The 16,738-nt window shown below is 71.6% G+C and carries 13 protein-coding genes; 4 read left to right on the forward strand and 9 right to left on the reverse strand.

From position 1 onward, the window contains the following. Position 1 precedes the first annotated feature (1 nt). Positions 2–454 carry a YbhB/YbcL family Raf kinase inhibitor-like protein gene (locus FDM97_RS19620; protein WP_137991690.1) on the reverse strand — a complete coding sequence of 151 codons (453 nt, stop codon included), beginning with the start codon at positions 452–454 and terminating at the stop codon, positions 2–4. Positions 455–563: 109 nt separating this feature from the next. Between FDM97_RS19620 and FDM97_RS19625 the strand changes: the two genes are divergently transcribed. Continuing rightward, entirely contained in the window at positions 564–1,118 is a 555-nt protein-coding gene (locus FDM97_RS19625; RefSeq protein ID WP_254705679.1) for a nucleoside-triphosphatase, read from the forward strand. Between the two features lie 19 nt (positions 1,119–1,137). Here FDM97_RS19625 and FDM97_RS19630 read toward each other — a convergent pair whose 3' ends face one another. Next, complete coding sequence (locus tag FDM97_RS19630) at positions 1,138–2,304, reverse strand: aldose epimerase family protein (RefSeq protein ID WP_137991692.1); 1,167 nt, start codon at positions 2,302–2,304, stop codon at positions 1,138–1,140. 234 nt (positions 2,305–2,538) lie between these two features. On the opposite strand from FDM97_RS19630, the gene FDM97_RS19635 reads away from it, so the two are divergent. From FDM97_RS19635 to FDM97_RS19645, 3 genes are read left to right on the forward strand one after another with little or no spacing between them, the layout of a single operon-like run. After that, entirely contained in the window at positions 2,539–5,124 is a 2,586-nt protein-coding gene (locus tag FDM97_RS19635; RefSeq protein WP_137991693.1) for an alpha-L-arabinofuranosidase C-terminal domain-containing protein, read from the forward strand. A 19-nt stretch (positions 5,125–5,143) separates the two neighbouring features. After that, positions 5,144–6,217 (forward strand): glycoside hydrolase family 43 protein, encoded by a 1,074-nt coding sequence (locus FDM97_RS19640; RefSeq protein ID WP_137994916.1) that lies wholly within the window; start codon positions 5,144–5,146, stop codon positions 6,215–6,217. Positions 6,218–6,235: 18 nt separating this feature from the next. Next, positions 6,236–8,059: an immunoglobulin-like domain-containing protein gene (locus FDM97_RS19645; protein WP_137991694.1), complete on the forward strand. Its 1,824-nt coding sequence runs from the start codon at positions 6,236–6,238 to the stop codon at positions 8,057–8,059. A 63-nt stretch (positions 8,060–8,122) separates the two neighbouring features. Here the strand turns inward: FDM97_RS19645 and FDM97_RS19650 are convergent, their stop codons facing one another. Genes FDM97_RS19650 through FDM97_RS19680 form a run of 7 tightly spaced genes read right to left on the reverse strand, consistent with a single transcriptional unit; the run spans position 8,123 to position 16,630 of the window. Then, on the reverse strand, positions 8,123–9,502 hold the full coding sequence (locus FDM97_RS19650; protein WP_137991695.1) for a patatin-like phospholipase family protein: 1,380 nt from the start codon (positions 9,500–9,502) through the stop codon (positions 8,123–8,125). Next, positions 9,499–9,942 carry a hypothetical protein gene (locus FDM97_RS19655; RefSeq protein WP_217510249.1) on the reverse strand — a complete coding sequence of 148 codons (444 nt, stop codon included), beginning with the start codon at positions 9,940–9,942 and terminating at the stop codon, positions 9,499–9,501. Before FDM97_RS19655 ends, FDM97_RS19650 begins: the two co-directional genes overlap by 4 nt. Next, positions 9,939–10,424 (reverse strand): hypothetical protein, encoded by a 486-nt coding sequence (locus tag FDM97_RS19660; protein WP_137991696.1) that lies wholly within the window; start codon positions 10,422–10,424, stop codon positions 9,939–9,941. The genes FDM97_RS19655 and FDM97_RS19660 overlap by 4 nt, the downstream gene beginning before the upstream one ends. Beyond that, positions 10,421–11,350, reverse strand: coding sequence for an acetoacetate decarboxylase family protein (locus FDM97_RS19665; RefSeq protein WP_137991697.1), 930 nt, complete (start codon positions 11,348–11,350; stop codon positions 10,421–10,423). Before FDM97_RS19665 ends, FDM97_RS19660 begins: the two co-directional genes overlap by 4 nt. Further along, positions 11,347–12,417, reverse strand: a complete 1,071-nt coding sequence (locus FDM97_RS19670) for an alpha/beta hydrolase (protein ID WP_217510250.1) — start codon at positions 12,415–12,417, stop codon at positions 11,347–11,349. The genes FDM97_RS19665 and FDM97_RS19670 overlap by 4 nt, the downstream gene beginning before the upstream one ends. After that, positions 12,414–14,264, reverse strand: coding sequence for a metallophosphoesterase family protein (locus FDM97_RS19675; RefSeq protein WP_137991698.1), 1,851 nt, complete (start codon positions 14,262–14,264; stop codon positions 12,414–12,416). The genes FDM97_RS19670 and FDM97_RS19675 overlap by 4 nt, the downstream gene beginning before the upstream one ends. Beyond that, entirely contained in the window at positions 14,261–16,630 is a 2,370-nt protein-coding gene (locus FDM97_RS19680; RefSeq protein WP_217510251.1) for a GMC oxidoreductase, read from the reverse strand. Before FDM97_RS19680 ends, FDM97_RS19675 begins: the two co-directional genes overlap by 4 nt. Between the last annotated feature and the right edge of the window lie 108 nt (positions 16,631–16,738).

Genomic DNA, 16,738 nt, shown 5'->3' on the forward strand with positions numbered 1-16,738 from the left:
GTCAGCGCTGATAGGTCCCGACCAGGGTGCCGGAGGCCAGCTCCCTGCCCTTCAGTGCACGGTGCACGTCCTCGACGCCCGGGTGGTCGTGCAGCGGCAGCGGCTCGGACAGGGCGTACAGGCGGAAGAAGTAGCGGTGTCGCCCGTGCCCCTCGGGAGGCATCGGTCCTCCCCAGCCCATGCGCCCGAAGCCGTTGGGCCACGGCAGTCCGCCCTGTGGCTTCTGGCCCTCCGCCACGCCGGTGGTCCCGGGATCGATGCCGGTGACGAGCCAGTGCAGGAAGGTCGTCCCCGGCGCGTCCGGGTCCTCGCACAGGAGCACCAGCTCCGTGGCGTTCTCGGGCACTCCCGACCAGGTCAGGGGCGGTGAGATGTTCTCTCCTTCTCCGCTGTACCGGCGGGGGATCACCGTTCTGTCGTCGAACGCGGTGCTGCTGAGTTCCATTTCGCTCATGCGCGGCGCACTACCCGCAACGGCGGCGCCGGCACCGGTCCGTACCCCGAAACCCCCGTTCGGCCGAGCCCACCGGGGCCGCTCCCGAAGGCGGGGTGAGGATGGCGGTGTGCCGACCAGGATCCTGCTCGAGGGCCGCCCGGGCGCGGGCAAGACGACCGCCCTGCGCCGGCTGGCGGCGCTGCTGCCCGCCCGCGCGGCCACCGGCTTCACCACGGAGGAGATCCGGCTGTCCGGCGCCCGGGTCGGTTTCGCCCTGGAGACCCTGGCAGGCCGGCGCGAGGTGCTCGCCCACGTCGACCTGCCCGGTCCGCCTCGGGTCGGGAAGTACGGTGTCGACCTGGGCGTCATGGAACGGCTGGCGCTGCCGTCGCTGCGGCCTGCGGTGACCGGGGAGGCCGCAGGGCGGCTGGTGCTCATCGACGAGCTGGGGCGCATGGAACTGGCGTCCACGGCGTTCCGGGACGCGGTCGAGGCGCTGTTCGCCGCGGACGTCGATGTCGTCGCCACGGTCCACGCGCACCGCGACCCGTTCACCGACGCCCTCAAGCGGCGCGCCGGTGTCGAGGTCGTCCACCTCACCCCGGCGAACCGGGACGCCCTGCCCGCGGCGCTCGCCGCCCGGCTCACGCCGCGGCCTGCGAGCGGAGCCTCAGGGGCCTGAGCTGCGGCAGCTGCCCTTCTCAGCGGGCGGCGAAGGAGTGCACCGTCGTCGAGCGGTACGTCCGCCCCGGGCGCAGCACCGTCGACGGGAAGGACGGCTGGTTGGGCGAGTCGGGGAAGTGCTGGGTCTCCAGGCAGAAGCCGTCGCCCTGGCGGTAGACCTTCCCGGAGGCGCCGGCCAGCGTGCCGTCGAGGAAGTTGCCGCTGTAGAACTGCACGCCCGGCTCGGTGGTCGCGATCTCCATCACGCGGCCGGAGACGGGCTCCGTCACGGTGACCACATGCTGCGGCGCGCCGGTGAGGCCCTTGTCGAGCGCGAAGTTGTGGTCGTAGCCGCGGCCGAAGAGGACCTGCGGGTGCGCCGCGCGGATGTCCCGGCCGATGGGCTTGCCGGTGCGGAAGTCGAAGGGGGTGTGCGCGACCCTGGCGAGTTCGCCGGTCGGGATGAGGGTGGAGTCGACGGGGGTGTAGCGGGACGCGGCGATCCTCAGGGTGTGGTCGAGGATGCTGCCGTTTCCTTCTCCGGCCAGGTTGAAGTACGTGTGGTTGGTGAGGTTCACGACGGTGGGCCTGTCCGTCGTCGCCTCGTACTGGACGCGGAAGTCGCCGCGCGGGGTGAGGACGTAGTCGACCCGGACCCGCAGGGTGCCGGGGTAGCCCATCTCGCCGTCCGCGCTGACGTAGCGCAGGGTGAGGCCGGTGTCCGGCCCTTGCGCGTACGGCTCGACGTCCCACACGCGCTTGTCGAAGCCCTTGTCCCCGCCGTGCAGGCTGTTCGGGCCGTCGTTGACGGGGAGTCGGTACGTGCTGCCGTCGAGGGTGAAGGCGCCGCCCGCGATGCGGTTGCCGTAGCGCCCGATGATCGCGCCGAAGTACGGGCTGCCCGAGACGTAGTCCTCGAGGTTGTCGAAGCCCAGCGACACATTCGCGTACCGCCCGCGCCGGTCGGGGATGTCGAGGGACTGGACGATGCCGCCGTACGACAGTACGCGCAGCCGGGTGCCGCCCGCGGCCACCGTCCAGCGGTGGACGCGGGTGCCGTCGGCCAGGGTCCCGAAGTGTTCCCTGACGGGTCTTCCGCCGACCTGTTCCGCGCGGCCCGCGGCGAACGCCGGGGTCGTCCCCGCGGCCGCTGCCGCCACTCCGGCGGCGCCCGCCGCCATCACCGTACGCCTGCTGATGCTCATGTCGATGCGGCTCCTTGAGAGAGGGGCGTTCGATATTTCGACACACGTTCGAAATCGTGGCGTGACCGTAATGACACCGCGGGGAGCGTGTCAACGGTCCGTGCGTCACGCGTTTCCGGTCCATCTCCCGTAGATGTCGGGGGTGTTGACGCGACGTCGCCGGGGCCGACATCCTTCAGCGAGCGAAATCCCAAACGTTGTCCGATATTTCGAACCACTAGAGGGAGGCGCACCATGGCGCTCGGCGGACCGCACGGACGGGCGCGACTCGCCCCCGCCCTGAGCATCCTGAGCGTCCTGCTCGCCGCGACACTGCTTCCGCCGCCCGCCACCGCGTCGAGCGCGCCGGCACCGGAAACGGCCGCGGTCGACTACACGCTCACCGTCGACCCGGCCCGCGCCGGCCCCGCCATCGACGACACGATGTACGGCGTCTTCTTCGAGGACATCAACCACGCGGCCGACGGCGGCCTGTACGCCGAGCTCGTGCAGAATCGATCCTTCGAGTTCGACCGCGCGGACCACGCCTCGTACACCCCGATGACCGCGTGGACCCCGACCGCGACCGGGGGTGCGACGGGCACCGCGGAGGTCGTCGACGACGACGGCCGTCTGGCGGAGCGCAACCGGCGCCACCTGCGGCTGAGTCTGGACGGCCCGGCGGGGGCGGGAGCAGGGGCCGGGTTCGGGGTCGTCAACTCAGGTCACGCTTCCGGCATCACCGTGCGTGCGGGTGAGACGTACGACTTCTCCGTGTGGGCGCGCACCGACCGCTCCTCCGGTACGCCGCTGACGGTCGGCCTGCGGGACGCCTCCGGAGACACGGCGTTGGCCGACCCCCTGCACATCGCCGTGCGCACGGACCACTGGACCAGGTACACCGGCACACTCACCGCTCGCACCGCGAGCACGGCCGGCCGGCTCACGGTGATCGCGGGCGGCTCCGGCACGGTCCGGCTCGACATGGTCTCGCTCTTCCCCCGGGAGACCTTCCGCGGCCGGCCGAACGGGCTGCGCAAGGACCTCGCCGAGAAGATCGCCGCGCTGAAGCCGGGCTTCCTGCGCTTCCCCGGCGGCTGCCTGGTCAACACCGGAAGCCATGAGGCGTACGAGGCCCCGGACTGGGAGCGGCGGCGGTCCTACCAGTGGAAGGACACCGTCGGACCGGTCGAGCAGCGGGCGACCAACGCCAACTTCTGGGGCTACAACCAGTCCTACGGCCTGGGGTACTTCGAGTACTTCCAGTTCGCCAAGGACATCGGCGCCATGCCGCTGCCGGTCGTGCCCGCGCTCGTCACCGGGTGCGGCCAGAAGCGGGCGACCGACGACCCCGAACTCCTGCGGCGGCACGTCCAGGACACCCTCGACCTGATCGAGTTCGCCAACGGTCCGGTGACCTCCACCTGGGGCGCGAAGCGGGCGGCGATGGGGCACCCGAAGCCGTTCGGCCTGACCCACCTCGCGGTCGGCAACGAGGAGAACCTCCCCGACGCGTACTTCGAGCGCTTCACCGCGTTCCGCCAGGCCGTCGAGGCCGAGCACCCCGAGATCGCGGTGGTCGGCAACTCCGGCCCCGACGACACCGGACAGACCTTCGACCGCCTCTGGGAGCTGAACCGGGCGGCCGGCGTCCCGATGGTCGACGAGCACTACTACAACAGCCCGCGGTGGTTCCTGGAGAACAACGCGCGCTACGACTCCTACGACCGCCAGGGGCCGAAGGTGTTCCTCGGCGAGTACGCCTCCCTCGACAACCGCTTCTCCAACGCGCTGGCCGAAGCGGCCTATATGACGGGACTCGAGCGCAACGCCGACGTGGTCAAGCTGGCGTCCTACGCCCCGCTGCTCGCACGCACGGACTCGGTCCAGTGGCGCCCCGACATGATCTGGTTCGACAACCGGACGTCGTGGGGGTCGACCAGCTACGAGGCGCAGAAGCTGTTCATGACCAACGTCGGGGACCACGTCGTCCCCAGCCAGGCATCCCCCACGCCCGCCACCGTCGCCCCCATCGGCGGCGCCGTCGGACTGTCGACCTGGGCCACCAGCGCCGCGTACGACGATGTCACGGTCACCGCGCCGGACGGCCGCACCCTGTTCGGCGACGACTTCTCGGGCGGCGACGGGCAGTGGACGCGGGCCGCGGGGCGCGGTGCGTGGGCCGTCGAGGACGGCGCGTACGTGCAGTCCGACGCCACGGCCGAGGACACGCTGGTCACCGCGGGGGACCCGGCGTGGCAGGACTACGACCTGCGCGTGAAGGCCACCAAGCGGTCCGGGCGCGAAGGCTTCCTGATCGCCTTCGGGGTGAAGGACACCGGGAACCACTACTGGTGGAACCTCGGAGGCTGGGGCAACACCCGCTCGGCCGTGGAGAAGGCCGTCGGCGGCGCCAAGCAGACGCTGGTCGAGGACGGTACGACGATCGAGAGCGGCCGTGCGTACGACGTGCGGATCGCGGTCCGGGGGCGGCACGTCACGCTGTTCCTGGACGGCGAGGAGTGGGGCAGCTTCACCGACGACAAGGTGGCCGAGCCGTTCCGTCAGGTGGTCACCCGCGACAAGGCCACCGGTGAGCTCATCGTCAAGGTCGTCAACGCGCAGGACGCCGCGGCGCGTACGCGGATCGACCTCGGCCGGGAGACCGGCGTGGCGCCGGTCGCCCACCTGACCACACTCCAGGGCGACCCCGCCGCGGAGAACACGTCCGCGTCACAGCCGATCCGGCCGAGGCGGTCGACGTTCGACGGCGTCGACACCACCTTCACGTACACCTTCCCGCCCCACTCGATCACCTTCATGCGGATCAAGGCGCAGTGAGGAGAACACCGTGAACCCCATGGAACACACCGACCCCGGCCGCCGAGGCGTGCTGGCGGGGGCCCTTGCCCTGGGCGCGGCGGTGGGTCTGCCGGCCGTGGCCCGGGCCGCCGAGAGCCCGGCCGCCGCATCGGCCGCCCGGTACGCCAATCCGCTGGTCCGACGGCGCGCCGACCCCCACATCCACCGGCACACCGACGGCCACTACTACTTCACCGCCACCGTGCCGGAGTACGACCGCATCGTCCTGCGCCGTTCCAGGACGCTGCGGGGCCTGACCGGGGCAGCGGAGAGCGTGCTGTGGTGGAAGCACCCCACCGGCGACATGGGCGCCCACATCTGGGCGCCGGAGATCCACCACATCGACGGCCGCTGGTACGTCTACTTCGCCGCGGGCCGGGCCGACGACATCTGGAAGATCCGGATGTACGTCCTGGAGAACGCCCACCCCGACCCGTTTCAGGGGACGTGGACGGAGAAGGGGCAGATCACGACGGCCTGGGACACCTTCTCGCTGGACGCCTCCACCTTCACGCACCGCGGCGTCCGGTACCTGACCTGGGCGCAGCACGAGCCGGGGATCGACAACAACACCAATCTCTACCTCGCCCCGATGGCGAACCCGTGGACGATCGGCGGCCGGCCGGTGCGGCTGTCCTCCCCGACGTACGACTGGGAGACCCGCGGTTTCAAGGTCAACGAGGGCCCGTCGGTCATCGCCCGCAACGGCCGTGTCTTCATGACGTACTCGGCGAGCGCCACCGACAGCACCTACTGCATGGGCCTGCTGACCGCCGGCGCCGGCAGCGACCTGCTGGACCCGGGCTCCTGGACGAAGTCCCCGGCCCCGGTCTTCACCAGCAGCGACGCCACACGCCAGTACGGCCCCGGCCACAACTCGTTCACCGTCGCCGAGGACGGCCGCACCGACGTCCTCGTCTACCACGCCCGCCAGTACAAGGAGATCACCGGCGACCCGCTGCACGACCCGAACCGGCACACCCGCATCCAGGTTCTGGGGTGGAACGCCGACGGTACCCCCGACTTCGGCGTACCGGTCGCGGACGCGGCGACCGGTGGCACCCCGCGCTGAGAGGAGCGACGACCGCCCATGCCCTTACCGAACCGACCACCGACCCGCCGTGTGCTCGTGCTGGTTCCCTCGCTGCTGACCTGTCTGCTCGCCTCGCTGCTCGCGGCCCTGCCCGCGGGAACGGTGCGGGCGGCCACAGCGGAGGCCGCGGAGGCCGCGGACGGCCTCCTCGTGCACTACCCGCTCGACCGGACCGGCGGCGGCACCACCGTCACGGACGTGTCCGGCCACGCCCGGCCCGCGACCACGATGAACGGCGCCAACCACATCAACAGGTCCCTCCACGGCGGCGACCGCCATCTCAAGGCGCAGGTGCGCGACTTCCGGCTCTACGACCGGGTGGCACGGGACAGCGCGGCGCTGGACCTGGGGGACACCTCGTCGGTCACCGAGAACCTGACCCTGCCGGCCACCGGGCCGAACGGCGCCACGATCACCTGGTCCTCCGGCGACGAGGGCGTCATCGGCACGAGCGGGGCCGTCAGCCGTCCCTCGCCGGGGAGCGGACCCGCGACCGTGGTCCTCACCGCGACCGTCACCAGCGGAGAGGCGAGCGGACGGAAGGAGTTCACGATCATCGTGCCCGCGGAGTCGACCGTGCGGGAGAAGGTGGCCGAGGCCGCCGACGCCCTGAAGATCTGGGACGCCGACGACATCCGCGGCAACATCACCCTGCCCAGGAGCGGCCCGCACGGGACGCGGATCTCGTGGAAGTCGACGGACGGGAGGACCGTCACCGAGACGGGAGAGGTCAGCCGCCCCGCGCACGGAGCCGATCCGTCGAGGGTCAGGCTCACCGCGACCGTCCGCCTGGGCGACGTACAGGCGAAGCGGCGCTTCGACCTGACGGTACGTCCGCTGCCGAGGGCGGAGCCGTACGAGGGCTACCTCTTCGGCTACTTCACCGGCGAGAGCACCGCCGACGGTGAGCAGATCTACTTCGCGGCCAGCAGGGGCGACGACCCCCTGCACTGGGACGAACTGAACGGCGCCCGTCCCGTCGTCACCTCCACCCAGGGCGACAAGGGCGTGCGCGACCCCTTCGTCATCCGCTCCCCCGAGGGCGACAGGTTCTACCTCATCGCCACCGACCTGCGGATCCACGGGAACGGAGACTGGGACGCCGCGCAGCGGACGGGCAGCAAGAACATCGAGGTGTGGGAGTCGACCGACCTCGTGCACTGGTCCGACCAGCGGCACGTACGGGTGGCACCGGACACCGCCGGCAACACCTGGGCGCCGGAGGCCTACTACGACGACTCCCTCGGCGCGTACGTCGTCTTCTGGGCGTCGAAGCTGTACGACGAGACCGACACCGGCCACACCGGTGACGCGTACAACCGCATGATGTACGCCACCACGCGGGACTTCCGTACCTTCACCGAGCCGAAGGTGTGGAAGGACCCGGGGTACTCGGTCATCGACTCGACGGTGATCAAGAACGGAGACACCTACTACCGCTTCACCAAGGACGAGCGGAACAACACCTCGTCCACTCCCTGCAGCAAATTCGTCATCGAGGAGAAGTCCACGCGACTGCTCGACACCGACTGGGACTTCGTCTCCGAGTGCATCGGCAAGGGCGACGCCACGACCCCCGGCATCACCCAGGGCGAGGGGCCCACCGTCTTCAAGTCGAACACCGAGGACAAGTGGTACCTCTTCATCGACGAGTTCGGCCGCCGCGGGTACGTGCCGTTCGAGACCACGGATCTGGATTCCGGCAGATGGACGATGTCCCAGGACTACGCCCTGCCGTCCAGCCCCCGGCACGGCACCGTCGTCCCGATCACCCGGGCGGAGCTGGACGCGCTGCGTGCGCACTACGGGGTGGTCGACTGAGCGCGGCCCCCAACAGCGCGCTGCCCCATCGGCTCAGGGCCGCCTCCTCGTCCCCGAGCACTCTCAGGACGTGCCCGAACTCGTACGCGGCGAGTCCCCGCCCGTACGAGTCACCGCTCGCCGCAGGCCGACCCGGGCCAGTTCCGTCAGCGCCTCGGCACGGTCGCGGAAACCGTGGACGCCGTACGGCTCCACCGAGGCCAGCGCCCGGGCCGCGTCACGCAGGCCCAGTTCCAGTTCCGCCGAGCAGTCGTCCCCGGCGCGGAAGGCCACTCTGCGGACGTCGGACCACAGGTCCGGGCCCGGGTCGTCGGCCAGCTCGCGCCGGGCGCGTACCTCCCGCCACGTTCCGTCCAGCCTGGCCCGTGCCACATAGGCCACCCCGGTGCCGTCGGCCTCGATCCTGCCGTCGGCCAGCAGGACCCGGCCGCCCCACGGCGCGTGGTCGACGTGTCCCACCAGGCGGGCACCGGGCGAGGCGGTTCCGGCGGCGGGGAGCGGCAGTTCGACCGTGACGTCCAGGACGAGTTCGGCGCCGCCCGCCTCGCCGCGCATCCGTTCCCGGAAACGCACGCCGCGCGGCGGGTCCCGCATCGTCGTGCACGCGGAGTCCTTCGGCACGCCCGACGCGGACGCCGAGCCGAGGCAGTCCCACGCGTCCCGGTACCCCATCGCGACCAGGGTGTCTGCGGAGATCCGGCCGGCCAGGAACTCCGTGTCGAGCGGCAGCGGGTACCGCGGCTTGATCACCTGCAGGACGAACGGCCGGTCCGCGGTCCGAGCGGCCTCCAGTTCGGCGAACAGCGCCCCGTGGGCGCTCATCTCGATCATGTGCACGTACTGTTCGAGGGAGCCGTCACCCCAGTACGGCGTATTGCCGATGCACCACACCAGCCACACCTCGTCGGCGCCGCGGCGCAGCGCCTCCCCCACGTTCGCGTCCTTGATCCACACCGCGTCGGTCCAGACGCGCGGTCCGCGGCGCAGGGGCGGGATGAACAGCGGCAGCGACATGCCCGCCGCCATCAGCTCCAGGTCGATGTCCGTGTGCGGCACCGCCACGCACGTCTTGGTGGCGAAGTCGGCGACGTTGAACGTGCCCGCCACCGGGGAGGACCGGATCGTCTCCACGTCGATGCCGAGCGCGGGAAGCACCTTGCGGACCACTCCCTCGGCGTCCCCGAGGGCGGGCAGCGCCCAGGGCCCCTTGAGGTAGTCCGTGAGCGGCAGCAGCGAGCTGAAGTCCCGTACGCGGAGCCCGGACCACCGCCGGCCCATCTCCGCCGGATCCTGCCCCGACAGCAGCATCCCCGCCGTCATGATCCCGCCCGAGGTCCCGTCGACATGGTCGAAGTGGACGCCGTGCTCGCGCAGCGCCCGCACGACGCCGGTCTGCCACGCCACGCGCATCCCGCCGCCCGCGAGGACCAGCGATCGCCTCATGAGCCGGCCCCCGCGGTGTCCGCCGTGCGCACGTGCCCGGCCCGGTTCCCGAGCCGCCGCCCCATCAGCCAGCAGAGCACGGCGGTGGCCAGGTCGAAGAACGCGACCAGGAGGGCGAGCGGCCCGAACAGGTCCCGGACGACCCCGAGGCCCACCAGGACGAAGGCGCCGAACTTCTGCAGACCGGCCCAGAGCAGCAGGTACGGGGGTGGGTCCGGTGACAGCAGCCCCTGGACCAGCAGACCGCCGACGACGACCATGAACATGCCGACGGTCGCGAACAGATGCCTGCTGATCCCCGTCGAGTCGGCCGACAGCAGGTCCAGTACGGGCCCCGGCGCGAACAGCTGGCACACGCCGGTCAGCACCGTCACGCCGCCGATGAGGACGAGTACGAGGCGCAGGGGGTCGCGGGTGACCCGGGCCGGGAGCACGCTCACTCGAGTGCTCCGAGCAGGTCTCCCTTGGCGACGATGTACCAGACGATCGCCGCCCAGGTGATCGTCGCGCCGACGAAGCGGATGTCGTTGAGCTTCATCCAGCGCACCAGCAGCGGTGTCAGCCCGGCCGGGCCGTCGAAGTCCCCCGCCCGGATCTTCTTGTTGACCGGGATGATGATCCCCTGGCCGACCCAGGTGAGCACCAGGATGCCGGCCAGACAGATCGCCGACAGGACGACGTACCACTCGCCCCACTCGCTCCACACCAGCACGATCCCTGAGACGAACATCAGGGGCACGACGACGGTGAAGAACTTGGTCGCCTGTGTGGTGGGGATGCCGAAGTGGTCGTCGACGTTCTGCGGGGTCAGGGTGCGCCAGGTGGGATAGAGGAAGAACCGGAGCACCCACATCGTGCCCATGTACATCGTCGCGCCGAACAGGAAGTAGAGCGCGTTGATCAGCAGCCAGGTCTCCTTCATGAGCCTGCTCCGACGTCGATGCGGGGAGGATCGGGCCAGTCCTCCGACAGTCCGAGGCCGACGACGCTGTCCAGCGGCTCCCCGTACGTCCGCCCGGGGTCCTCGCTCGTGAGGAACCAGCACTCGAAGTGGTCGTCGAGCACGCCCTGGGCCGACGTCAGGTAGACGGTGAACAGCGGGTCCTCGGCGATCCCCAGGTCGTGCAGCCCGGCGACCTGAGGGGCGTCGCCCACGACGAGGCGTGCGCGGGCCCGGCTGCCGAACGCGATGTCGGCCTTGCCGTCAAGGTAGATGAACGACTTCATCAGCATCCCGCGGAACGCGCAGTAGTTGACCGCCCCCACCCGCAGCGGCAGCGCGGTGGCCGGCGGGCGTTCGATCTCGATGTACATGCCGAGCCGCCCGCCGACCTCGTACTGGCTCGACACCGCGGAGTCGCCGACCGTGAAGTCCAGGTTGGCCTGGTGCTTCGGCATCCCCCAGATGCCCTTGCCTCCCTTGACCGAGATCTCGCTGCTCACGGGCAGGTCCACGACGTACTGTCCGGTGCCGAACGTGCCGCGCAGCAGCCCCGGCAGCAGCGGTGGGGCCGGCCGGCGCCCGTGCGTGCAGGCGATCGCGATCGAGTACTCGATGTACCGGCCGATGTCCGTCCGCAGGTAGTTGACGACCGTGATGAGGAGCAGCCCCTTGCCGCCGGGGAGCGCCACGGGGTGCAGCTCGCCGCCGGGCAGCAGTCGGGCGGCCGCCTCGCGGTCGACGGTGAACCCGGCCATCAGGGCGGGCGTGTCGACCGAGTCGACGGGCAGCTCGAAGGGGATGCCGTCGACCAGGGCGTGCCGTCCGGCGAGCCGGCGCTGCCGGCGCGGCACCGGTGACGGCACGGCCGAAAGACCCAGCCGGGCAAGGTGCAGGATCCGGTTCATCGGGCGAGCTCCTCAAGGATCAGGGGGTATGTGTCGGTCGCCGCGTGGCGGCCCAGGAACACGTCGAGGTGGCCGTAGCCGGGCAGCATGTGGAGACTGTCGCGGCCGGGGCGGTACGCGTTGAGGAAGTCGTACGTGCGCTGCTGGCTCTCGGCCAGGAAGCAGCGGTTGTCCTCGCCCGCGAGGAGCACGATCCGCGCGTCGGTCCGCGGCGCCTGGGCGGCGAAGGAGCGGGGCAGCGACTCGATACCCTCCGTCGACACCAGCTGGCCGGCCCGGATGCACCGGTTCATCTGGGCGAAGAACGTCATCGGTACGTCGGCGAACTCGCCGCGGATCCAGTCGTGCGTCGCCTCGTCGAGATTCGCGTGGGACCAGAGGGCCGGCCATCCGCTGCCGTACGTGAAACTGACCATGCGGCAGACCGAGTTCCGGCACTCCGGGTGCGTCGCGCGCACGAACCACACCATCAGCCGGGAGAGCGGCCCGGCCGGCCGGTCGCCCCAGGCGGGTGAGATGGAGGGCATCAGGCGGCTGATGACCGGCGCGAGGCGGGCGATCTTGAACGTCGAGAGGCGGGGGACGACCGGGTGCAGCGACACCGCGTTGCTGACCACCGTCTCCACCTCGGGGAGGAGCCCGGCCGACAGGGCCATCATGAAGGACGCCGATCCCTGGCAGTGCACCACGGCCTTGAGCCGGTCCGTGCCCGTCGCCTCCAGCACGTGGGCCACCGCGGCGGGATGGTCGTACGCCGCCGCCTGGTCCAGCGTCCAGGGCACCGGTTCGAGGTCGATCGACGCGCGCCAGTTCAGCAGCCACACGTCCCAGCCGTCGTCGATCAGGGCGTCGACGAAAGTGCGCCGCAACGGTGGCCGGAAGAGCTCGGCCCGCACGCCGGCGCCGTGCACGACGAGGACCGGACCGCGGGTGGGCGGGCGGCTGCCCCGTACGTGGACCAGGGTCAGCGGACGTCCGTCGAACGCGGTCAGCGGCCGCACCTCGGTGACGTGGTCACGGCGGGTCGTCGGTCGGTTCGGCGGGTTCGGTGCGGGTGTGCGGCTCATGGCGTCCACGCTCCCCGGGAGATCACGACGGGATCCTCGATCAGACGCACCGCCGGCATCCCGACGGGCACGGGCCGTTTCCCGCCGGACGGGTCGTCACGCAGCTCCCAGTCGCGGCAGATCGACTCCAGGACCAGCGGGTAGACGGTGAGGGCGCCGCCCGGTGCGATGTGCAGGCGGAGGAAGCCCTTGTGGTCCTCGATCGACTGGCCGGACATCTGCCACTCCGCGACTTCGCCGCCCGTCGCGGACAGCACCCACAGCGCGAAGACGCCCGAGCCCACGACCGCGCCCATCACGGCGGCGACGGCCAGGCACGCGAACAGGACGACCCATCGGTCCCAGGACGCCGGGAACGGGATCGCCACGGTGACGGCCAGCGCGGCCAGCGCGACAGCGGCCTGCGACAGCGCCGCGACCGCCGGTCCGGAGGGCGGGGCCGCCTTCCGTCTGCGGAGCAGCCGGCCGAGGAAGCCGAGCGCGAGCAGCGCCCCGGCGACGCCCAGGCACACCGCGAAGAAGCCCCAGAAGTCGTCGGCACCGGCCCGGCGTACGGCGTCGACGGGCCGCAGCACCCCCTCCGCCAGGGCGAAGAGGAAACTCATCAGGAGGAAGAGAACGGCGTGCAGGCCCGCGGCCAGCATGGCGAAGCCGACGTTGCGCCACGGCAGCCAGCGCCCCGACCACGGGATCGCGATGCCCCGGGCGAGGCGGCGGGACTCCGCTGCGTCGGGGTACGTCTTCCCCATCCGGGCGAACTCCACCGGCGGGTCGTCCTTGTCGCGCAGCCGTGCCCCGCGGGGCGGCAACGGCAGCACCGGGGGCAGCCCGTGGGTGGCGGCGAGGTACGCGCCGCCCAGCCCGCAGGTCACCATCTGGCGTCGTCGCGGGTCGGGGGCGGGAACGCCGGTTCCGGGCGGGTCTCCGGGCAGCCGCTCGGCGTACCGGGCGTAGTGGTGACGGTCGCCGGTCAGCCACAGCCGGACCGACGCGTTCGTCGGCACCCGTCGGCCGGTACCCGGATCGACGTGGCTCCGGATGATGTTGCGGTCGAACCAGTGCAGGGCGTTGAAGGCGTCGGCGTCGCCGCCCGCGCTCTCCAGCCACGTGGGTTCGGCGGAGCAGACGATCACACCGTCGCCGGCCTTCAGGTTCGCGGAGAGGTGCTTCTCGAAGTAGCGCAGCTGGGGGTCGTCGAAGTACGAGCCCAACTGGCTGTCCAGGCCCACGAGCCACCAGCCCTCGGGCAGGCGGACACAGAAGTAGCTGCGCGTCTGCCGGGTCCGCCAGGCGCCGATCGTCCGTTGCTGGGTGAACATCCGCAGGAAGGCGGTGAGGCCGTCGTACCAGTCGTGGTTTCCCGGCAGCGCGACCATCAGCGGCGGGTCCGTCGCCTCGGGCAGGGCGGCGCGGTAAGGGCCCTTCATGCGGTCCTCGTATCCCGTCGCCGAGGCCGCCGGGTACACCTCGTCTCCGCCGAGGACGAGCAGGTCGCCACGGCTCAGCCGGAGCGGCACGTCACCGTCCCCCTCGGCGGTGAGGGGGACGGTGAGTTCGTCCTCGGCGAGCGTCCAGGCCACCGAGCTCGTCGCGTCGAAGCCGTCGCCGAGGTCGGCCACGTAGTCGATCCAGATCTCCCGCGCGTCCTGCCTGCCGAGCGGGGCCTGCAGCAGGTCCGCCTCGAGCACCCCCTGGAACTCCCGCTTGTCCGAGTAGCCGGCGAAGACGGCCGCCAGCACGGCCTTGACCGCCGTACGGCCCAGCTCCCTCGGGGCCAGCCACCGCACTTGCTCCTGCGGGGTGAAGCCGAGTTCGCCGGCGTGTCCGCGCAGCTCGCGTACCTTCACGCGCGCTCCCCGGTCGGTGCGAAGTGAGAGCCGTAGACACCCCACAACTCGCCCAGGAAGAGCCGGCCGAAGCTCTCCAGTGCCCGGGCGGGGTGTGGCCCCGAGGCACGGAACGTCGTCAGCTGCTGGGCGAAGTCCCGGGCGAGGATGACGATGATGCCCGCGCCGAGCACCGGGGCGTCGGCGTCGCCGCCCTCCGGTACGTGTCCGGCGAGCATCCGGACGTACAGGGTCGACGTGTCGCTCCAGACGTCGAATCCGGGGTCGTCGTGCACCTCCTTGTGCCCGACGAGCGTGAGCGGATTCCCGCCCGGGTCGCGCAGATGCAGCCGGTACAGCATCCGACGCCGGGCCGGGTCGTCGTCGCGGGTGAAGAGGTTGAACCAGCCGGCCTCGACGGGCAGTCGGCCGCCGAGGGCATCGCACTCGACGTGGCCGGCCGCTCCTGCCTGGTGCCGGGGGTCCGCGACGAACCGGTCGACGTCGTCCGCGGTGATCGTGAGACGGAACATCAGCCGCTGGTTCCGCGACCGGCCGAGCGCCCGTCCCTCCTCGGGGTCCGTGACGTCGAGCGCGAGGTGCCCTTTCATCTCCTCGGTGAAGGAGAGGCTGGTGGGCCGCCCACCGTCCGCGGACGCGGACGCGGACGCGGACGCGGACGCGGACCCGACGCCCGCGCCGGGCGCGGGAGCCGCCGCGGACCGTGGCGTACGGCCCTCCTCGATGATGTGCTCGCAGGCGCGGTCGGCGAAGGCGGCGATCGTGAGCGAGGGGTTCGCGCCCACCGGTCCGGGCAGGGCGGCGCCGTCGAGCACGTACAGTCCGGGGAGACCGAAGACCTCGCCATAGGAGTCGCAGACCCCCTCGGCGGGATGACGGCCCATCGGCGCGCCGCCGAGCGGGTGCACGGTGATGACGCGGCGGGTCCACCACAGCGGGTTGTCGCGGAACTCGCCGCCGAGCGCGCCGGCCACCTCGCCCATCGTCTTTCGCACGCGCTCGAAGTAGCGGCGCGAGGTCAGTGTGGTCCAGTCGATGTCGAGGTAGCCCCGGCGCAGGCTCATCCGGCCGTCCGGGAGGTCGCGGCCCATGCCGAGGAGCGGCAGCGAGGAGTCGGAGAAGACCCCCGGTCCGAGGAGCAGCGCGAGCCGGGCGCTGATGTTGCTCCGCGGGTCGAAGCCGAGCCGGGACCGGAGCCGGTGGAGGCCGAATCCGACGGCGCGGCGGACGCTGCCGGGCACCTGGGCCGCCTCGGCGAGCCAGTCCACGAAGGCCGGGTAGCCGGCGTCCTCGACGTAGAACCCGCGTCCCGTCGAGCCGTCCTGGTCGAGCTCGTCGCCGGCCCGGATGGCGCTGGTGATCACCGGGCCCGTGCTGCTCGCCAGCTTCCGCGGCCCGTTTCCCGCGGCGCCGCCGGTCGCCTTGAGGACGAGGCCGAGCAGGTCGCCGTTGCCGCAGAATCGGGTGCCGAGGGCCGGGCTGATGCCGCGCAGCGCGGAGCGGTTGCGCAGGAGCAGGTACGTCGATCCGAAGGAGCCGGCCGCGAGCACCAGGCGCCTGCAGTGGATCGTGTGCAGCGGCAGCCGCCCGGTGGGGGTGCGGTGTCCCTCGCGGGCCGGGTCGTGGACGACGTAACGGACCTCGTATCCGCCACCGGGCCGCGGGGCGAAACCGCGCACCTCGCAGCGGGTGCGGATGTCGGCGCCGCGGTGGCGCGCGGCCGACAGGTAGGTGTGGTCGAGGGTGTTCTTCGCGCCGAGGTTGCAGCCGACGTCGCACTCACCGGTCAGCCGGCAGGTTTCCCGCGGCAGGCCGTGGAGGTTGCCGTACTCCGGCTCGGGGACGGGGGCTCCGGGGACCGGCGCCTCGCCGGGGACCGAGGCGAACGACACGGCGAGCGGCGGCCGGGTCAGCCGCAGGCCGAGGCGGTCCGCGGCCTCCCGCATCGCGACGGTCTTCGGCGTGTCGTCGTACGGGTAGGGCGTGGCGCCGAGCATCTTCTCGACCTGGCCGTAGTGCCGATCGAGGTCACGGCGGCTGATCGGCCAGTTCTCGTACCCCCCGCCGGGAAGGGGCGACTCGCGGACGAACCACTTCTCGTCCTTGCGCAGCAGGACGTTGGCGTAGATCAGCGACCCACCGCCGAGACCGCTGCAGACGATGCCCTCGAGGCCGCGGAACGACCAGAGGTCGAACAGCCCGTGCATGCCCTCGCTGGGGTCCCAGAAGTTGCGGGCCATGCCGGCGGGCGTCCGGGGGAAGCTGCCGGGAGGGTACGGTTTGCCGCGCTCCAGCACCACTACGGACAGACCGGCGTCGGCGAGCCGGTACGCGGCGACCGAGCCGCCGAAGCCCGAGCCGACCACGACGACATCGACCTCGGTCTCTGCTGGGGCTGGGGCTGAAGCGTTGGCCGGCCCTTGGGCTGGGGCTTGGTTGCGGGGCCGTTCATTCGTCATTCGGGCGTTCCCCTT

The organism is Streptomyces vilmorinianum (assembly GCF_005517195.1).
GTDB lineage: Bacteria > Actinomycetota > Actinomycetes > Streptomycetales > Streptomycetaceae > Streptomyces > Streptomyces vilmorinianum.

Coding starts and splice junctions, on each gene's coding strand:
- FDM97_RS19620 (WP_137991690.1), bottom strand. CDS start 454: ATGAGCGAAATGGAACTCAGCAGCACCGCGTTCGACGACAGAACGGTG.
- FDM97_RS19630 (WP_137991692.1), bottom strand. CDS start 2,304: ATGAGCATCAGCAGGCGTACGGTGATGGCGGCGGGCGCCGCCGGAGTG.
- FDM97_RS19635 (WP_137991693.1), top strand. CDS start 2,539: ATGGCGCTCGGCGGACCGCACGGACGGGCGCGACTCGCCCCCGCCCTG.
- FDM97_RS19640 (WP_137994916.1), top strand. CDS start 5,144: ATGGAACACACCGACCCCGGCCGCCGAGGCGTGCTGGCGGGGGCCCTT.
- FDM97_RS19645 (WP_137991694.1), top strand. CDS start 6,236: ATGCCCTTACCGAACCGACCACCGACCCGCCGTGTGCTCGTGCTGGTT.
- FDM97_RS19650 (WP_137991695.1), bottom strand. CDS start 9,502: ATGAGGCGATCGCTGGTCCTCGCGGGCGGCGGGATGCGCGTGGCGTGG.
- FDM97_RS19660 (WP_137991696.1), bottom strand. CDS start 10,424: ATGAAGGAGACCTGGCTGCTGATCAACGCGCTCTACTTCCTGTTCGGC.
- FDM97_RS19665 (WP_137991697.1), bottom strand. CDS start 11,350: ATGAACCGGATCCTGCACCTTGCCCGGCTGGGTCTTTCGGCCGTGCCG.
- FDM97_RS19670 (WP_217510250.1), bottom strand. CDS start 12,417: ATGAGCCGCACACCCGCACCGAACCCGCCGAACCGACCGACGACCCGC.